This window comes from Streptomyces sp. NPDC047081 (assembly GCF_040643775.1).
Lineage (GTDB): Bacteria > Actinomycetota > Actinomycetes > Streptomycetales > Streptomycetaceae > Streptomyces.
The window spans coordinates 53316-69780 of the sequence record NZ_JBEYUY010000020.1; the positions used below are offsets into that span (position 1 = coordinate 53316).

The window sequence follows — 16465 nt, forward strand, 5'->3', positions numbered from 1 at the left end:
CAGGAGGGGTTCAGGTCTCGGGTGACCGTGTCGGCCGTATGACATCGGACCGTGGTCCGTCGCCCTCCGTCGGCTCAGGTCTCGGCCATCCGGTCAGGCCCCATCGGCACAGGCCCAGCCAGGTGGCGGCGAGCAGCCAGCCCGCGAGGACGTCGCTGGCCCAGTGGACACCCAGGTACACCCGCGTCGCTCCGACGGCGGCCGCCCAGCACACGGCGAGCGCGCAGGTCGTACGGGCGAGGTCCGGGCGGGTGTGCCGGGTGACCGCCCAGCAGACCAGGCCCGCGGTCAGGGCGGAGGTGGTGGCGTGGCCGGAGGGGAAGGCGAAACCGGAGGCGTGCGTCGCCCAGTCGGTGCGGGCGGGGCGGGCGCGGGCGAACAGCTCCATGAAACCGCTGCGCACCAGCTGCCCGGCGAACAGCACGGCCAGGACACCGACGACGGCTCTCAGGCGGCCTTCGGCCCCGCGACCCGCGAGCAGCCCGGCCGCCGCGACGATCAGATACGGCCAGGGCCCCGTCCCCGTCGCGGTGATCCCGCGCGCGAGCGCGTCCGCGACCGGCGGCCGATGACGGAGCGCCCACACGTGAGCCGCCCCGTCGCCGGGCAGCGGGGCGCCGTGTCGTACGCCCACGGCGGTGGCGAGGGCGACGAAGAGCAGGGCGCAGACGAGGACCGGCAGCAATGGCCCTCGCCACGGATGCCCCGGCGCCTCCACCTCAGCCACCGCTGCTCGCCTCACACCGATCACCCCTCCAAGCCGCTCACTGCGAGGCCCCCGGAGAGGCGCGGCGGGCGCGGGCGCGGCGGGCCTCCAGGGCGAGGGGGGTGAGGGAGACCAGGACGATCAGGGCGACCACGGGGAGGAGGTAGCGGTCGACGTTCGGGATCGAGGAGCCGAGGGCGTAGCCGCCCAGGGTCAGGCCGGTCGTCCAGAGGAGGCCGCCGGTCAGCTGCCATACCGTGAAGACCCTCGGCGGTACGTCGAGTGCGCCGGCCAGTGGGTTCAGCACCGTCCGCACCACCGGGACGAAGCGGGCCAGCACCACCGCCTTCGCATGGCCGTACCGCGTGAGGAGCTCCTCCGCGCGCGCCGCGCCCTCGTGCAGTTTTCTCGCGCGGCTGCGGGCCAGCAGGGCTCTGCCACCCCGGCGCCCCGCCCAGTACCCGAACTGCGCTCCGGCCAGCGCTCCCACCGCCGCGGCGACCAGCACCTGCGGCAGCGACAGGTGTACGGACCCGCCCGCGCCGCCGGCGCACACCAGACCTGCCGTGAACAGCAGGGAGTCGCCGGGCAGGAAGAACCCGACCAGCAGACCCGTCTCGGCGAACAGCACGACAGCGATGCCGATCGCGCCGTAGGCGGACAGCAGGGATCGGGCATCCAGGACGTTCACCGCCTGCGCGACGGCGAACTGTGCGGCTGCCATGGGGCGGCCCCTCTCATACTGGACGTGGACGGAGCGGGCACGGACCCGAACCGAGCGACTACAGTCACGTAGACCGTCTACCGAACTGTAGACGACTGAGAGCCGAGGAGCGTTCCCATGCCCGAGGGGCAGATCGACGAGTCGGGCGACGGCCGGACGGACCGTCGGCCGGCGGGTGAGCTGGAGGCCGGTGTGCTGGCCGCGCTGTGGGCCGCCGACGGGCCGCTCACGCCCGGCGCGGTCCAGCTGGAGCTCGGCGGCGGCCTCGCCCGTACCACCGTGACGACGATTCTCACCCGGCTGCACGCGAAGGGCGTGGTCAGCCGGGCGCGTTCGGGCCGCGGCTATGCCTACGCCCCGGTCCAGGACTCCCACGGCCTCACCGCCCGCCGTATGCACGCCGAACTCGACAAGGACGAGGACCGGCGCACCGTCCTCGCCCGTTTCGTCTCGGACCTGAGCCCCGAGGACGAAGAGCTGCTGCGCGCGCTGCTGGAGGGCGATCCCGGGGCGGCGGACGACAGCCGGTGAGGCGGAGCCCGTTGTCGGTGGCGCCTCGTACGCTGGTCGCAAGGGAATGGGCCGCCAGGGACAGGAGGGGAGGGACAGCGTGATCTACGCCGTGTGGCTTCCGCTGCTCGTGCCGCTGCTCGCCGCGCCACTGGCCCGGCGCGGCGCCGAGTCGCTGCCGCCCCGGGCCGCCGCCTGGGCGCTGACCTGCCTCGCGCTGGTCCTCGCCCTGTCCAGTACGGCGGCGCTGGCGCTGCTGGCTCTCGACGGCGCCCTCCGGCTGCCGTTCGTGGCGGCGCTGGGCCATCTCTCCCCGAACCTGCTGGGCGACGGCTCGCCCGCCATGGCACCGGCCGCCGTCCTGGCCGCGGTCGCGCTCGTCGGGCTCGGCGGTCTGGTGCTGCACCGGACTCGCCGTCATGTGCGTGAACTGCGTGTCGTGCACGGGCAGTTGGACGGTCAGGCGAGTGCGGGTGATCTGACCGTACGGCAGGACGAGTGTCCCGACGCGTACGCCCTGCCGGGGCGGCCGGGCCGCATCGTGGTGACCACCGGCATGCTGCGGGCGCTCAGCGCGCCCGAGCGCGAGGTGCTGTTCGCCCATGAGCGCGCCCATCTCGCCGGGCGCCACCATGTCTTCCTCGCCGCCGCCGAGTTCGCCGCCGCCCTGCACCCGGCCCTGCGCGGGCTGCGCGTACCGCTGTCGTACGCGCTGGAGCGCTGGGCCGACGAGTGCGCCGCGCGCGTGACGGGCGACCGTGCGCTCACCGCCCGTGCGGTCGGCCGGGCCGCGCTCGCCGTGAGTGCGTCGGGTCCCCGGCCGCGGCCCCGGCTGTCCCTCACGGCCACCGCGGGCCCGGTCCCCCGCCGCGTCACCGCCCTCCTCGCCCCCGCCCCGACCGTCGCCCGCGCCCATCACCTCCTCCCCCGCGCCCTGGCCGCCCTGCTGCTCGCCTGCGTGGCCCTGTCGGCGACCGCGGCCCTGGAAGCGGCCACCGACCTGCACGCGGGCATCGAGATCGCGCAGGGGGAGGGCGGCGGGCACGGCTTCGCCGAAGCCGACGGCGACTGAGCGGTCGTAGCCGCGCAAGGCTCTGCTGAGGGCCGCCAAGACCTGCGGTAGTCGCGAGGATCCGCTCAGCCGCCAAGAACCTGCCGTAGCCCAAAGAACCTCCACCGCCCAACACCTCACGCGGAACGCACCCCTTCGCACCAGCTCTTATGGCATGCTCCGGTCAACCGATACACGCAGCCCACGACCTCTCCCGGCGCACCCAGGCCGGGCGGCGGTCGCCGAGCAGGCCGGAATCCCGGCCGCCGCAAAGGAGTTTCGCGTGAGAAAGACCCCCCACAGATCCATCGCCGCGCGCGTGCTGGCCGTCGCCGCGCTGGCCGCGGTCGCACTCCCCGCCCTACCCGCGTCCGCCGCCCCGCCCTCTGCGGCAGCCGCCTGCACACCGGCCCAGGTGGTCGGCAACGGCGGTTTCGAGAGCGGGACTTCGCCGTGGACGCAGTCCTCGACGAGTGTCATCACCAGCCGCTCCGGGCAGAGCGCGCACGGTGGTACGTCGTTCGCCTGGCTGGACGGCGTCGGCAGCACGCACACCGACACGCTCTCGCAGAGCGTCACGATCCCGTCCGGCTGCGCCAAGGCGACGCTGACCTTCTGGCTGCACATCGACACCGCCGAGACGACCTCGTCGACCGCGTACGACAAGCTGACGGCGAAGATCGGTAGCACGACGCTGGCCACGTACTCGAACCTCAACAAGGCCACCGGCTATGTGCAGAAGTCGATCGACGTGTCGGCGTTCGCGGGCCAGACCGTGAGCCTCGCCTTCACCGGCACCGAGGACTCCAGCCTGCAGACCAGCTTCGTCCTCGACGACATCGCCCTAGACACGTCCGGGGACACCGCCCCGCCGGCCGACTCGACACGGACGCCGGCCGCACCCTCGTACACCGTCAGTCTGAGCAGTGACAGCGCCGGTACCGTCTGGACCGGTCACGAGAGCGCGACCTTCACCAACGCCTCGTCCACCGCGCTCAGCGAGGTGTATCTGCGGCTGTGGGACAACTACCACGGCACCTGCTCGGCGATGCCGATCACGGTCAGCAACGTCAGCGGCGGTACGGCCGGTGCGCTGTCCGTCGGCTGCACGGCGCTGCAGATCTCCCTGCCGGCACCCCTGGCGCAGGGCCAGAGCGCGACGATCGGCTTCGACCTGGGCATCACCGTGCCCAGCGGCGCCGACCGGTTCGGGCACGACGGGGCGTTCAGCTTCATCGGCAACGCGCTGCCGGTGCTGGCGGTGAAGGACGGTTCGGGCTGGCATCTGGACCCGTACACGAACAACGGCGAGTCGTTCTACTCGCTGGCCGCCGACTTCAAGGTGACCCTCGACCACCCGAGCGGCCTGCTGGTCCCGGCGACGGGTACGTCGGTGGACACGCCCGGCTCCAGCGGACGTACCGTCACCACGGCGACCGCGTCCAACGTGCGTGACTTCGCCTGGGCGGCCGGGCCGTTCAGCAAGATCTCCGGCACCTCGACGGCCGGGACGGCGATCAACGTGTACTCGGTGTCGGGCATCAGCTCCTCCGACGCGCAGTCGATGCTCTCCACGGCCAAGACGGCGGTCGACGCTCACGCGGGTCGCTTCGGGGCTTACCCGTACGGCGAGTTGGACGCGGTGATCGACAACAACTACTGGTTCGGCGGCATGGAGTACCCGGGCTTCGTCCTCGACCTCGTCAGCACGACCGCGCTGACGCACGAGATCGGGCACCAGTGGTGGTACGGCATCGTCGGCGACGACGAGTACAACAGCCCCTGGCTGGACGAGGCGTTCACGGACTACGCCACCGATCTCGCCCTCGGCAAGACCGGCACGAGCTGCTGGAACAGCGTCTCCTGGGCCTCGACGGCGGAGAAGATCACCAACTCGATGGCGTACTGGGACGCCCACTCGTCCCGCTACTCCACCGTCGTGTACGGCTACGGCAAGTGCGCCCTGCACGACCTGCGGCGGCTCATCGGCGACACGGCGATGACCAAGTTGCTGAAGGACTACGCCACTTCGCACTGGTACGGCGTCTCGACCACGGCCGAGTTCAAGGCGGCCGCGCAGGCCGCCACGACCACGGACCTGACCTCCTTCTGGAGCACGCACCGCATCGACGGCTGAGCCTTCGCCCGGCCTTTCAGCGGGCCTGCGCGGCGAACGCCTCGTAGGCCCGCTGGTCGAACAGCACGAACCTGACCTCCTCGACCGAGGTGTCCGCCGCCCGCACCGTCTCCACGGCGATGCGGGCGCCGTCGTCCATCGGCCAGCCGTAGACGCCGGTGGAGACGGCGGGGAACGCGACCGTCTTCGCGCCGAGTTCGTCGGCGATCCGTAGGGACTCGCGGTAGCAGGAGGCCAGCAGCTCCGAGCGGTCCTCACTCTGGCTGTACACGGGGCCGACGGTGTGGATCACCCACTGCGCGTCCAGTTTCCCGGCGGTGGTGGCGACCGCCCGGCCGGTGGGCAGGCCCTTGCCGTACTGCGAGGCGCGGAGCCTGCGGCAGTCGGCGAGGATCTCCGGGCCGCCCCGGCGGTGGATGGCCCCGTCGACGCCTCCGCCGCCGAGCAGCGAGGAGTTCGCCGCGTTGACGATGGCGTCGACGGACTGCTGCGTGATGTCGCCCTGGACGAACGTGATGCGGGTCATGAATGCCTCTATACCAGCCCGGCCAGGGCCAGCAGCAGCGACTTCACCTCCGTCGCCGGGTACGCGTCGCGCGTCAACGCCCGTTCGGAGCAAAGCAGTACGGGGGTGTGGTCGGGATCGTCCGGGAGGCGGCCGTGGCTGCCGCGGATGCCCGAGGGGTCCAGCGGCACCGTGCGGATGCGGTACCGGAAGCCTGCCTTCTTGCGCAGGACCGAGCCGACGGCGCGGAGCTTCACCGCCGGGACGGTCTCGTCGTAGAGCAACTCGGCCGGGTCGTAGCCGGGTTTGCGGTGGATCTCGACCTGGCGGGCGAAGTCGGGGGCGCGGGTGTCGTCGAGCCAGTAGTAGTACGTGAACCAGGCGTCGGGGTCGGCGAGCGTGACCAGTTCGCCGGAGCGTTCGTGGTCGAGTCCGTGGGCCGCCTTGCCGTCGGCGTCCAACACCCGCTCCACGCCGTCGAGTTCGCCGACGAGCTTGGCGACCGTCTCCGTGTCCGCCGGGTCCCGCACGTATACGTGGGCGATCTGGTGGTCGGCGACGGCGAAGGCGCGGGAGGTCCAGGGGTCGAGGTACTCCATGCCGTCCTGGGTGTGGACCTCCAGGAGACCGGCCCGGCGCAGGGCGCGGTTGATGTCGACGGGGCGGGATGCGGGGGCGATGCCGTACTCGCTGAGCACGACGACAGTGGCGCCGGCGCGCTCGAAGTGGTCGATCAACGGGCGCAGGGCGTCGTCGAGTTGGCGGGCCGCGCGGATGGTCTCGGGTGAATTCGGGCCGGTGCGCTGGGGCTCGTAGTCGAGGTGGGGGACGTAGACGAGGGTCAGGTCGGGGTCGTGTTCGTCGAAGACCTGGCGGGCGGCGCCGAGGATCCACTGCGTGGAGGGCAGGCCGGCGTTCGGGCCCCAGTAGGTGAAGAGGGGGAACGGGCCCAGGCGGTCGGTGAGTTCGTCGTGCAGGGACGGCGGCCAGGTGTAGCAGTCGGGTTCCTTGGCGCCGTCGGAGTAGTAGATCGGGCGCGGGGTGACGGTGAGGTCGACGTCGGCGCCCATGGCGTACCACCAGCAGATGTTGGCGACCTTGTAGCCGGGGGTGGTCTTTCTGGCGGTCTCCCAGATCTTCTCGCCGCCGACGAGGGCGTTGTGCTGGCGCCACAGCAGTACGTCGCCGAGGTCGCGGAAGTACCACCCGTTGCCCACCACGCCGTGCACGGAGGGGAGTTCGCCGGTGAGGAGGGTCGACTGGACGGTGCAGGTGACGGCCGGGAGGACGGTGTCGAGGCGGGCCCGGGAGCCACGTTCGCCGAGGGCGGCGACGGCCGGCATGTGCTTGAGCAGATTGGGGGTCAGCCCCACGATGTCGAGGACGACGAGGCGTTTCATGACGGGTCCTCCTTGAGGCCGAGTCCGGTCAACCGGTCGCGGGCCCAGGCGAGTTCGGCGGCGATGCCGCCGGGGAGGTCGGTAGGGGGTTCCGGGAGGACGGACCAGGTGTAGGTCTCGACCTCGATGTGGTCGCAGAGGGCGGTGGGGCCGCCGAGGAGCCCGGCGAGTACGTCGGTGAGGTGGCCGGCCGTCGTGCGCAGGGGTGGTTCGGGGTCGGCGTGGAGGGGGGCGTGGAAGTGGGTGCGCCAAGGGCCGGAGGTGGTGGGCAGGCCGCCCTCGAGGGCCTCTCCGAGGTCGTCGGTGCCGAGTACGGGGGCGTCGGCGCCGGGCAGGTCGGTGGAGGGCTCGCAACCCGCCGCCGGGGACGCGACCGGCACGCCGCTGAGGCTCTCCGCGCCCCGCGGTGTCCGCGTCTGGTGCAGGAACCGCGGCTCGGCGAGTCTCCGGAGGGCAGCTCGCGCCGCGGGGTCGGCGGGGCCGGTCGCCTCGACCGCGCAGGAGGCCTGGAGTTTCACGATCGGGAGGCCGGCCCTCGCGAGGCGGTCCAGGGCGGCGGACGGCTCCTCGAAGCCGACGGCGAGGTGGCAGGCGTCCAGACACACACCGAGCCGGTCCGGGTCGAGGCCGCCGAGGTGCCGTACCGCCTGGGCGGTGGTCTCGACGACGCAGCCCGGCTCCGGTTCGAAGCCGACGCGGATACGGCGGCCCGTCTCGACCTCGATCGTGGCGAGCCCGGCGGTCAGCCGGTCCAGGGCGTGCCGTGCCGCGTCGGCCCGTTCCGCCGGCCAGGGCTCGCGCCAGGCCAGCGGCAGGGTGGAGACGCTGCCCCGCTCGGCGTCGTCGGGCAGCAGCGCGGCGAGGACGCGGGCGCAGTCGAGGGTGTACCGCAGCCGGGCCTCGTCCGCCCAGTCGGGGAGGTAGACGTCCTTTTTGACGACCTCGCGGTGGAACCCTGCGTACGGGAAGGCGTTGAGGGTGACCGTCTCCAGCCCGCGGAGGGCGAGTTCGTCCCTCAGCTGCCCCAACGCCCGTTCATCGGCGACGAGTTCGGTGACGACGTCACGGGCGAGCCAGAGGCCGACGCCGAGCCGGTCGGCATCCAGCCGCTGCCGTACGGGCTCGGTGTACTCGGCGAGTTGGGAGACCACGCCGTCCAGGTCCTCGGCCTGGTGGACGTTGCTGCAGTAGCCGAGGTGGACGGTCGTGCCGTCCGGGTGGCGGAAGCGCATGCGCGGCTCACTCTCCCCCGCGCCGGACGGAGTTGCCCTGGAACGTGGACGCGTCGTCGGGCTTCCGTTCGTCGAGGTCGAGGCGGCCGCTCTGGCCGTAGAAGGCGACGGGGTTGCGCCACATCACCTGGTCCACGGTGTCGTCGTCGAACCCGGCGGCGAGCATCGCGTCGGCGGTCTTCCTGGTCTTGAGGGGGTCCGAACTCCCCCAGTCGGCAGCGGAGTTGACGAGCACCCGCTCGGTGCCGTGCTTCTGGAGGATCTCGACCATGCGGCCCTCGCTCATCTTGGTCCTCGGGTAGATCGAGAACCCGGCCCAGCAGCCGCTGTCGAGGGCCATGCCGACGGTGAGTTCGTTGAGGTGGTCGAGGAGCACGAGCTCCGGGGCGATGCCGGACTCCCGTACGACGTCGAGGGTCCTCCTGGTCCCGGCGGCCTTGTCGCGGTGCGGGGTGTGGACGAGGGCGGGCAGGCCGTGGTCGACGGCGAGTTGGAGCTGGCGGGCGAGGGCCTCGTCCTCCTCGGGGGTCATCGAGTCGTAGCCGATCTCGCCGACGGCGACGACCCGGTCCTTGGCGAGGTAGCGGTCCAGTTCGTCCAACACCGGCGTGCAGCGCGGGTCGTTGGCCTCCTTGGGGTTGAGGGCGATCGTGCAGAAGTGCTGGATGCCGAACTGGGCGGCCCGGTACGGCTCCCAGCCGAGCAGCGCGTCGAAGTAGTCGTAGAAGCTCTCGGGCGAGGTGCGGGGCTGGCCCAGCCAGAAGGAGGGTTCGACGACGGCGCGCACTCCGGCGGCGTGCATGGCCTCGTAGTCGTCGGTGGTGCGGGACGTCATGTGGATGTGCGGATCGAAGATGCGCATGTCAGGCCTGCTCCTGGAGTTGTTCGGCTGCCGGGCCCGCGCCGAGCGCGGCCAGGGCGCGGGCGGCGGAGGCGGGGCGGGTGGGTGCCAGGGAGCGGGCCTGGGCTGCGAGGGTGTCCGCGATGTCGGGGAAGGCGCGGACCAGGGGCCAGATGTCGGGGGGTACGTCCCGTCCGGCGGCGATGCGTTCGTGGGCGAAGTCGGCCAGCATGCGGGCGAGTTCACGGTCGGTGCGGGCGTCGAGGCCGGCCACCCGGGTGAGCGGGATGTCGAGGAAGACGCATTTGAGGACGGCCTGCCGGTACTCCGTGTCGGGGAGACGGGTGGCGGCGTACGGGCCGAGGGCGGCGGCGATGACGCCGGTGTCGTTGCCTCGGAGGGCTTCGCGGACGAGGGTGAGGCCGATGTCGCCGAGGTCGTGGAGCAGGGGCAACGCCCGTAGCACCGCCCGTTGTTCGGCCGGATCGCCGTGCCGGTAGAGGCCCGCGACCTCCTCGGCGAGTGCGGGGCCGTGCAGGGGCAGGGCGGTGAGCAGGACGGCTCGGGCGGCCTCGTCCGTCGTCCAGTGCGCGTCGAGCACGGCCTGACCGCAGCGTCTTCGCGCCGCGGGGAACAGGGCCCGTATCGAGGTGGGTTCGGCGGCGATGCGGGCGGTGGCCGCGTCGAGCCAGGCGCGGGCCGCCGGGGACAGGGCGTCGGGGTGGAGGGCCTGTCGGGGGTCAGGGGGCGGGAGGGGTACGGAAGGCATGGCGGGTCGGCCTCCGGTGGGGCGGGAGGAGTTACTGGGGGCGAGAGGAGTTACTGAGGGCTACGCGCGTCACGCAGCCGCGGCGCGCAGGAACTCGATGGAACGGCGGGCGACTTCGGGGGCGTCCAGGGCGCCGCCCTGGATCTCCACCGAGACCAGACCGTCGTGCCCGAGGGCGCGCAGGGCGGCCAGCACCGGCGGGAAGTCGATCTCGCCGGCGCCGAGTTCGAGGTGCTGGTGGATACCGCGCCGCATGTCCTCGATCTGGACGTTCAGCAGGCGAGGCGCCGCCAGCCGGACGCACTCCAGCAGGGACCGCTCCTCGACGCAGTGGGCGTGTCCGATGTCCAGGGTGATGCCGAACAGCTCGTGTCCGCCGAGGAGTTCGGCCAGTACCAGGCAGCGCTCCACGGTGTCGACGAACATGTACGGCTCCGGCTCGAAGGCCAGCGCGACGCCGTACCGCTCCGCGGTCTCCAGCACCGTCCCGAGCCCGGCCGCGAGCCGCTTGAACGCCTCCGCCTCCGCCAGACCGGCCGGCGCGGGACCGCTGCAGAGGTGGACGGTGGGCGATCCGAGGTCGGCCGCGATACGAACGGCCCGCTGCAGCAGGTCGGTTCGCCACCCGTCCGGGTCCGCCATCAGCGTCGGCAGGTGCTTGCCGCGGGGGTCGAGGAGATACGGCGCGCCCGTCTCCACCGTGAGGTCGAGGCCGTAGCGGTTGAGGGCCCGGGCCAGCGCGGTCAGGCGCTGGGAGAGGTCGTCGGCGTACGGGTCGAGGTGGATGTGGTCGAGGGTGAGGGCGACGCCGTCGTAGCCGAGGTCGGCGAGGATGCCGAGGACCGCGTCGAGCCGGTGGTGGGTGAAGCCGTTGGTGCCGTAGCCGAATCTCAGGGGGGTGGGGGGAGGTTCCATGCCGGGGTTCCTCACACAGAGGTCAGGTGGGGGATATGCGGCGGGCGAGCCGCCGCGCGAGGGGGTGGGCGACACCGAGGACCGTGGCCGCGACCGGTGCACCGGCGCGGGCGGTCAGCGCCGCCTGCAGGGGCATGAGGGAGAGGATCCCGGCCCCGACGGCCCGCCGGAGATACTCACCGGAGGGCTTGCGTACGGCTTTGAACTGGGCGGATCCGTAGGCACCGAGGTAGGCGAGTGCGGCACCGGCGGTGGCGAGGGTGGTGGGGGTGGAGCGGCGTGGAATGCTTCGGGTGAACTGGCGCAGAGCCGGAGCCGCCGTCGCCAGTGCTGTGGCCGTCGTCGCGGCCAGCGTCGCCGCCGGGACCCGGGCCCGGGCGCCGTGGATCTCGTGGCGGCTCAGTGTCATCAGCGTGTACGTGTGGGCGCCGACCAGGGCGGCCGGGCCCGCTCCCCTGCGTAGCGCCCTGCCGACCGGCTGCCCGTGGGTGGCCGCCAGCGCGCCCGTCAGGACGTCCAGGCCGCGAGCGCCCGCCATGGCCGCCGCTCCCGCCGGCGTGTCCTTGAGGCCGAGGTCGTACGCCCAGACAAGGCCGGTCAGCGGCACCGCTCCCAGCAGGCCCCGGCGTCCGCCCGCGACGGCGGCGAGTCCGAGGCCGGCCGCGGTCAGTCCGCCCGCGACGGCGAGCGCGGTGCGCCGCGGCACCCGGCCCGACGGCACCGGCCGCTCGGGGCGTTCGACGGCGTCGACCGTGGCGTCCGCGTAGTCGTTGAGCGCCATGCCCGCCCAGTAGAGACAGACGGACGACCCCATCACGCCGAACGTCCGCACGGTCAGGGGATTTCCGGCGGCCGCCGCCCCCGCGAGCACATCGCCCGGCACGCTCAGCGCGGCCGGCGCGCGTACGAGAAGCGCGAGGTCGGAGAGTCGCGCCCGCTGGTCTCTCATGAGCGCACACTACTCAACACGCTTGAACTTTCACACTGTTCTCATGACTCTGCCCAAGTGACAAAGGGAACACAAAGTTCCCTTTCGTCGTCCTCAACTCCGTACGCAGGAACGGCGTCCGGGCCCGGCGAGTGCTACCCCTGCTGCCGCAGCCGCCGCCACACCGCCTTCGCCGCGTTGTGCCCGGACATGCCGTGCACTCCGGGGCCCGGCGGGGTGGCCGAGGAGCAGATGAAGACGGCCGGGTGCGGGGTGGTGTACGGGGACAGGCTGAGCTTGGGACGCAGCATTGTCTGCAGTCCGCTCACCGCGCCGGAACCGATGTCGCCGCCGACGTAGTTGGCGTTGCGCGCGGCGAGTTCGGCCGGCCCCGCCGTGGCCCGGGCGAGGACGCGGTCACGGAACCCCGGGGCGAACCGCTCCAGTTGGCGTTCCATGGCGTCCGTGAGGTCGCCGGTCCAGCCGCTCGGGACATGGCCGTAGGCCCAGAAGACCTGCTTGCCCTCGGGCGCGCGGCCGGGGTCGACCACTCCGGGCTGGACCGTGATCATGAACGGCCTTTCGGGCGCCCGCCCGTCACGCGAGGCGTTGCGCAGGGCCGTCCCGATCTCCGCGCTGTCCGCGCCGATCTGCACGGTGCCCGCCCGCCGGGCCTCCTCCGCGGTCCACGGCACCGGGCCGTCCAGCGCGTAGTCCACCTTGAACACGCCAGGGCCGTACTTGTAGTTCTCGTAGTAGCGGCCGAAGCCGGCGATACGCGCCAGGGCGGTGGGCGAGGTGTCGAAGACGTACGCGCGCGCGGGCGGCAGGTCGTCGAGGCGCTTGACCTCGTAGTCGGTGTGCACCAGGCCGCCGAGGTCCTTCAGATACGCGGTCAGCGCGTCCGAGATGGACTGCGAGCCGCCGCGGGCCACCGGCCAGCCGCGGGCGTGCGCGGCGAGGGCGAAGACCAGGCCGATGGCACCGGTGGCGAAGCCGCTGAGGGGGGCCATCACATGGGCGACGAGGCCGGCGAACAGGGTCTTGGCGCGCTCGTCGCGGAAGCGGCGGCTCAGCCAGGTCGACGGCGGCAGGCCGACCAGGCCGAAGCGGGCGAGGGTCACCGGGTCGCGCGGGAGCGCGGTGAGGGGCAGGGACATGAAGTCCCGGGCCAGGACGTCCCACTTGGGGAGGAAGGGCTCGACCAGCCTGCGGTACGAGCCGGCGTCGCGCGGGCCGAAGGAGGCGGCCGTCTCGGCGACGGATCGGGCCAGCACGGCGGCCGTGCCGTCGGTGAAGGGGTGCGCCATGGGCAGCTCGGGGTGCAGCCACTCCAGGCCGTACCGCTCCAGTGGCAGGGCCCGGAACGCCGGGGAGTTGATGCCGAGGGGGTGGGCGGCGGAGCAGGGGTCGTGCAGGAAGCCGGGGAGGGTGAGTTCCTCGGTGCGGGCGCCTCCGCCGACGGTGTCCCGGGCCTCGAAGACGGCCACGGAGAAGCCGCGGCGGGCCAGCTCCACGGCGGCCGTCAGGCCGTTCGGCCCCGCACCCACCACGACTGCATCGAGCATCGACGGCACCTGGACCCCTTCGTCAGCCTTCGGCCACGGGGTCAGGATATGCCGGGGGTGTTGTGGGGTCGTGGGGTATGTCTCGGAGGTGGTGTGATCTTCGCCCAAGAGCTCGGGTAGGGCGGTTGTTCGCGGGTGCGGGCGTGTGGGGGCTTGTCGCGCCCACGCGGCGGAGCCGCATATACATACAGCCCCGCGCCCCTAAAAGCATCAAATCGCCCCATTTCTCAAGAGTTCCATCACCTTTTGTGCCGTTGCTGCGTCTCGGGCCGTCGTGAAGGGGAGGGTGTTGCCGCCTGTTATGCGGAAGGGGGCGCCCGTCAGGGTCAGGTGGGTGCCGCCTGCTTCCTCCACCAGGAGGATGCCTGCCGCGTGGTCCCACGCCGCCTCCCAGCTGAAGACCGTGGCGTCCAGCTCGCCTCGGGCTATGGCCAGATACTCCAGGCCCGCCGAGCCGCAGGGGCGGGTGGTCACTCCGTCGGTCCAGAGGCCGAGGAGGGCCCGCTTCTGGGCGTCCGTCGTGTAGTCCGGGTGGGAGGTGGCCACTTCGAGGTCTCGGCCCGGCGTGGGCGAGCCGGAGTGCAGGCGTTCGCCGTCCAGGTAGGCGCCCTGGCCCCGTAGCGCTGTGGCCAGTTGGTCGCGGGCCGGGGCGTACGTCCAGGAGGCCAGCAGGACTCCGTGGTGCGCCAGCGACACCAGCGTGGCGAAGCCGGACTCGCCGCGCACGAACTGGCGCGTGCCGTCGACCGGGTCGACTATCCACACCGGCGCTTCGTGCTGTATCGCCTCGTACGTCGCCGGATCGGCGTGCACCGCCTCCTCGCCGACCACGACCGAGCCGGGCAGCAGCGCGCCGAGCGCCTCGGTGAGACGCCGCTCGGCGAGGCGGTCGGCGTCGGTCACCAGGTCGTGCGGGCCGCTCTTCTGGTCGACCTCGTCCGCAGCGAGCCGGCGGAAGCGGGGCAGGATCTCGGCCGCGGCGGCCTCGCGGACCGCCTCCTCGACGTCGGCCGCGTGCTGGGCCAGAAACTCTTCGATGGTTTCCGTGTCTACGATCATGGCTCCATGAGAGCACGCCCCACTGACAATCCACGCCGGATGGGTGGACTTCCGGTGGAATCGGCATGAAATCGGAGTGCGCGACCGGAGGCTCGCGGCGCTTCGGTCGCCCGCCCTCCGCGCCTGCTCAGCGGCCCACCGCGTATCCCTGCATCCCCCTCGGGTTCGCCGCCGCCGACAGCACTCCGTTCTCCGGATCCCGCGCCACCGCGCACAGCCGTCCCTCCGACCAGGCGTCGCCGACGGTCACGTCGTGGCCGCGCCGGCGTAGCTCCTCTATGACGTCCGCGCCGATACGGGACTCGACCGTGACGCTTCCCGGCCGCATCCCGCGCGGGTAGAAGGAGCCCGGGAAGCCGTCGTTGTGCCAGTTCGGGGCGTCGATCGCGCCTTGCAGGTCGAGGCCGCCGCGGACCCGGGCGCGCAGTGCGACGGCCAGGAAGAAGTGCAGCTGCCACTGGTCCTGCTGGTCGCCGCCGGGCGTGCCGAAGGCCATGACCGGGACGCCGTCGCGCAGGGCGATGGAGGGCGTGAGGGTGGTGCGGGGGCGGCGGCCCGGGGTGAGCGAGTTCGGCAGGCCCTCCTCCAGCCAGGTCATCTGGAGCCGGGTGCCGAGCGGGAAGCCGAGCTCGGGCACGACGGGGTTGGACTGGAGCCAGCCGCCGCTGGGGGTGGCGGCGACCATGTTGCCCCAGCGGTCGACGACGTCGAGGTGGCAGGTGTCGCCCCGGGTGGCGCCGTCGGCGCGGACGTCGGGTTCGCCGGTACGCGCGCGTGCCGCGCCCTCCGCGACCGGCTCGCCCGGCACCGGCGACGTCGGCGGCTTGGCCACGGTCGGCTCGCCCGCGCCCATCGGGTCGAACCCGGGGGCGTCCGTCATGACCACGTGCGCGTGCGTGCTGAGTCGCGGGGTGAGCCCGTCCGGGCTGCCGGGGCGCAGTTCGTACGAGGCCTTGTCGCCGACGAGGGCGCGCCGGGCCGCGTTGTAGTCGGCCGACAGCAGCTCCCCCAGCGGAACCTCGGCGGCGTCCCCGTACCAGGCCTCCCGGTCGGCCATGGCGAGCTTGCAGCCCTCGATCAGGAGGTGGACGTACTCCGCGGAGCCGTACTCGGGCAGTTCGGGCGGCAGCAGGGCGAGCTGCTGGAGCAGGGCCGGGCCCTGGCTCCAGGGGCCGGCCTTGCAGACGGTCCAGCCGTTCCAGTCGTACGTCGCCGGGCTCTCGTAGGTCGCGGACCAGCCGGCGAGGTCGGCGGCCGTGAGCGTGCCGGTGTGGCGCTCGCCGCTGGTGTCCATCGTGGGGCGCCCGGCCTGCCGTACCAGCGCCTCGGCGATGAATCCCGAGCGCCAGACCTCGCGCGCGGCCTCGATCTGCGCGATGCGGTCGCCGGCCCCGGCGACCTCGGCGAGCAGGCGCTTCCAGGTGGCGGCGAGGGCGGGGTTGCGCAGCAGCTCGCCGGGTTGCGGGGAGCGGCCGCCGGGCAGGTAGACGTCCGCCGAGGAGGTCCACTCCGTCTCGAACAGCTCCCGTACCGTCTCGACGGTCGCGCCGACGTTCTCCACGGGCGCGTGGCCGTCCTCCGCGTATCCGATGGCGTACTTGAGTACGTCGGCGAGCGGCTTGGTGCCGTGGTCGCGCAGCAGGAGCATCCAGGCGTCGAAGGCGCCCGGGACGGCGGCGGCGAGCGGGCCGGTGCCGGGGACGAGGTCCAGGCCGAGCCCCTTGTAGTGCGCGACCGTCGCCCCGGCCGGCGCGACGCCCTGGCCGCACAGCACCCGCACCTCGCCGCCGGCCGGCGCGAGCAGGATCGGCACCTCGCCGGCGGGACCGTTGAGGTGCGGCTCGACGACGTGCAGGACGAACGCGCCCGCCACGGCCGCGTCGTAGGCGTTGCCGCCGTCCTCCAGCACCGCCATCGCCGACTGCGAGGCCAGCCAGTGGGTGGAGGACACCATGCCGAAGGTGCCCTGCAGGGTGGGCCGGGTGCTGAACCGCATCTCTCACCTCACGGGTCGAGCCGCTCCGGCCGGTCCGAAGCGATCACTGCCACGGAGCATTTCACTCCACGGAACAGGGGCTGCGAAAGACGGACGAGGGGCTGCGGAACAGCGGGCCTACGAA

At 72.7% G+C, this 16465-nt stretch carries 15 protein-coding genes; 3 read left to right on the plus strand and 12 right to left on the minus strand.

The window, feature by feature from the left end; translation table 11 throughout:
* Positions 1-10: 10 nt before the first annotated feature.
* The gene (locus ABZ848_RS32055; RefSeq protein WP_360837555.1) at positions 11-727 is read right to left on the minus strand and encodes a phosphatase PAP2 family protein; all 717 of its coding nucleotides are present in this window, start codon (positions 725-727) and stop codon (positions 11-13) included.
* A 37-nt stretch (positions 728-764) separates the two neighbouring features.
* Complete coding sequence (locus tag ABZ848_RS32060) at positions 765-1430, minus strand: DedA family protein (protein WP_360837557.1); 666 nt, start codon at positions 1428-1430, stop codon at positions 765-767.
* A 117-nt stretch (positions 1431-1547) separates the two neighbouring features.
* Between ABZ848_RS32060 and ABZ848_RS32065 the strand changes: the two genes are divergently transcribed.
* The 3 genes from ABZ848_RS32065 to ABZ848_RS32075 all read left to right on the plus strand — a co-directional run bounded on the left by ABZ848_RS32065 (position 1548) and on the right by ABZ848_RS32075 (position 5128).
* Positions 1548-1961, plus strand: coding sequence for a BlaI/MecI/CopY family transcriptional regulator (locus ABZ848_RS32065; protein WP_360837559.1), 414 nt, complete (start codon positions 1548-1550; stop codon positions 1959-1961).
* A gap of 79 nt (positions 1962-2040) precedes the next feature.
* Entirely contained in the window at positions 2041-3012 is a 972-nt protein-coding gene (locus tag ABZ848_RS32070; RefSeq protein WP_360837561.1) for a M56 family metallopeptidase, read from the plus strand.
* A gap of 262 nt (positions 3013-3274) precedes the next feature.
* The gene (locus ABZ848_RS32075) at positions 3275-5128 is read left to right on the plus strand and encodes a M1 family aminopeptidase (RefSeq protein WP_360837563.1); all 1854 of its coding nucleotides are present in this window, start codon (positions 3275-3277) and stop codon (positions 5126-5128) included.
* Positions 5129-5144: 16 nt separating this feature from the next.
* Here ABZ848_RS32075 and ABZ848_RS32080 read toward each other — a convergent pair whose 3' ends face one another.
* From ABZ848_RS32080 to ABZ848_RS32125, 10 genes are all read right to left on the minus strand, one after another.
* Entirely contained in the window at positions 5145-5654 is a 510-nt protein-coding gene (locus ABZ848_RS32080; RefSeq protein ID WP_360837565.1) for an O-acetyl-ADP-ribose deacetylase, read from the minus strand.
* A gap of 8 nt (positions 5655-5662) precedes the next feature.
* Positions 5663-7033, minus strand: coding sequence for a nucleotide pyrophosphatase/phosphodiesterase family protein (locus ABZ848_RS32085; protein WP_360837567.1), 1371 nt, complete (start codon positions 7031-7033; stop codon positions 5663-5665).
* A complete protein-coding gene (gene eboE / locus ABZ848_RS32090; protein WP_360837569.1) occupies positions 7030-8265 on the minus strand; it encodes a metabolite traffic protein EboE in 1236 nt (411 codons plus the stop codon). The genes ABZ848_RS32085 and eboE overlap by 4 nt, the downstream gene beginning before the upstream one ends.
* Positions 8266-8272: 7 nt before the next feature.
* Positions 8273-9127 (minus strand): TatD family hydrolase, encoded by an 855-nt coding sequence (locus ABZ848_RS32095; RefSeq protein WP_360837571.1) that lies wholly within the window; start codon positions 9125-9127, stop codon positions 8273-8275.
* A 1-nt stretch (position 9128) separates the two neighbouring features.
* Positions 9129-9875, minus strand: coding sequence for an EboA domain-containing protein (locus tag ABZ848_RS32100; RefSeq protein ID WP_360837573.1), 747 nt, complete (start codon positions 9873-9875; stop codon positions 9129-9131).
* A gap of 69 nt (positions 9876-9944) precedes the next feature.
* Positions 9945-10790 (minus strand): sugar phosphate isomerase/epimerase family protein, encoded by an 846-nt coding sequence (locus ABZ848_RS32105; RefSeq protein ID WP_360837575.1) that lies wholly within the window; start codon positions 10788-10790, stop codon positions 9945-9947.
* Between the two features lie 22 nt (positions 10791-10812).
* Positions 10813-11739 carry an SCO3242 family prenyltransferase gene (locus tag ABZ848_RS32110; RefSeq protein ID WP_360837577.1) on the minus strand — a complete coding sequence of 309 codons (927 nt, stop codon included), beginning with the start codon at positions 11737-11739 and terminating at the stop codon, positions 10813-10815.
* 134 nt (positions 11740-11873) lie between these two features.
* Positions 11874-13286: an NAD(P)/FAD-dependent oxidoreductase gene (locus tag ABZ848_RS32115; protein WP_242763403.1), complete on the minus strand. Its 1413-nt coding sequence runs from the start codon at positions 13284-13286 to the stop codon at positions 11874-11876.
* A gap of 210 nt (positions 13287-13496) precedes the next feature.
* Positions 13497-14345 (minus strand): inositol monophosphatase family protein, encoded by an 849-nt coding sequence (locus ABZ848_RS32120; protein WP_360837579.1) that lies wholly within the window; start codon positions 14343-14345, stop codon positions 13497-13499.
* Positions 14346-14472: 127 nt separating this feature from the next.
* On the minus strand, positions 14473-16341 hold the full coding sequence (locus ABZ848_RS32125; protein WP_360837581.1) for a gamma-glutamyltransferase: 1869 nt from the start codon (positions 16339-16341) through the stop codon (positions 14473-14475).
* Positions 16342-16465 lie beyond the last annotated feature (124 nt).

Excerpts from the sequence above, each read along its gene's own strand:
- ABZ848_RS32095 (WP_360837571.1), bottom strand. The coding sequence starts at position 9,127 with ATGCGCATCTTCGATCCGCACATCCACATGACGTCCCGCACCACCGAC.
- ABZ848_RS32110 (WP_360837577.1), bottom strand. The coding sequence starts at position 11,739 with ATGAGAGACCAGCGGGCGCGACTCTCCGACCTCGCGCTTCTCGTACGC.
- ABZ848_RS32100 (WP_360837573.1), bottom strand. The coding sequence starts at position 9,875 with ATGCCTTCCGTACCCCTCCCGCCCCCTGACCCCCGACAGGCCCTCCAC.
- ABZ848_RS32115 (WP_242763403.1), bottom strand. The coding sequence starts at position 13,286 with ATGCTCGATGCAGTCGTGGTGGGTGCGGGGCCGAACGGCCTGACGGCC.
- ABZ848_RS32080 (WP_360837565.1), bottom strand. The coding sequence starts at position 5,654 with ATGACCCGCATCACGTTCGTCCAGGGCGACATCACGCAGCAGTCCGTC.
- ABZ848_RS32125 (WP_360837581.1), bottom strand. The coding sequence starts at position 16,341 with ATGCGGTTCAGCACCCGGCCCACCCTGCAGGGCACCTTCGGCATGGTG.
- eboE (WP_360837569.1), bottom strand. The coding sequence starts at position 8,265 with ATGCGCTTCCGCCACCCGGACGGCACGACCGTCCACCTCGGCTACTGC.
- ABZ848_RS32085 (WP_360837567.1), bottom strand. The coding sequence starts at position 7,033 with ATGAAACGCCTCGTCGTCCTCGACATCGTGGGGCTGACCCCCAATCTG.
- ABZ848_RS32105 (WP_360837575.1), bottom strand. The coding sequence starts at position 10,790 with ATGGAACCTCCCCCCACCCCCCTGAGATTCGGCTACGGCACCAACGGC.
- ABZ848_RS32120 (WP_360837579.1), bottom strand. The coding sequence starts at position 14,345 with ATGATCGTAGACACGGAAACCATCGAAGAGTTTCTGGCCCAGCACGCG.
- ABZ848_RS32065 (WP_360837559.1), top strand. The coding sequence starts at position 1,548 with ATGCCCGAGGGGCAGATCGACGAGTCGGGCGACGGCCGGACGGACCGT.
- ABZ848_RS32060 (WP_360837557.1), bottom strand. The coding sequence starts at position 1,430 with ATGGCAGCCGCACAGTTCGCCGTCGCGCAGGCGGTGAACGTCCTGGAT.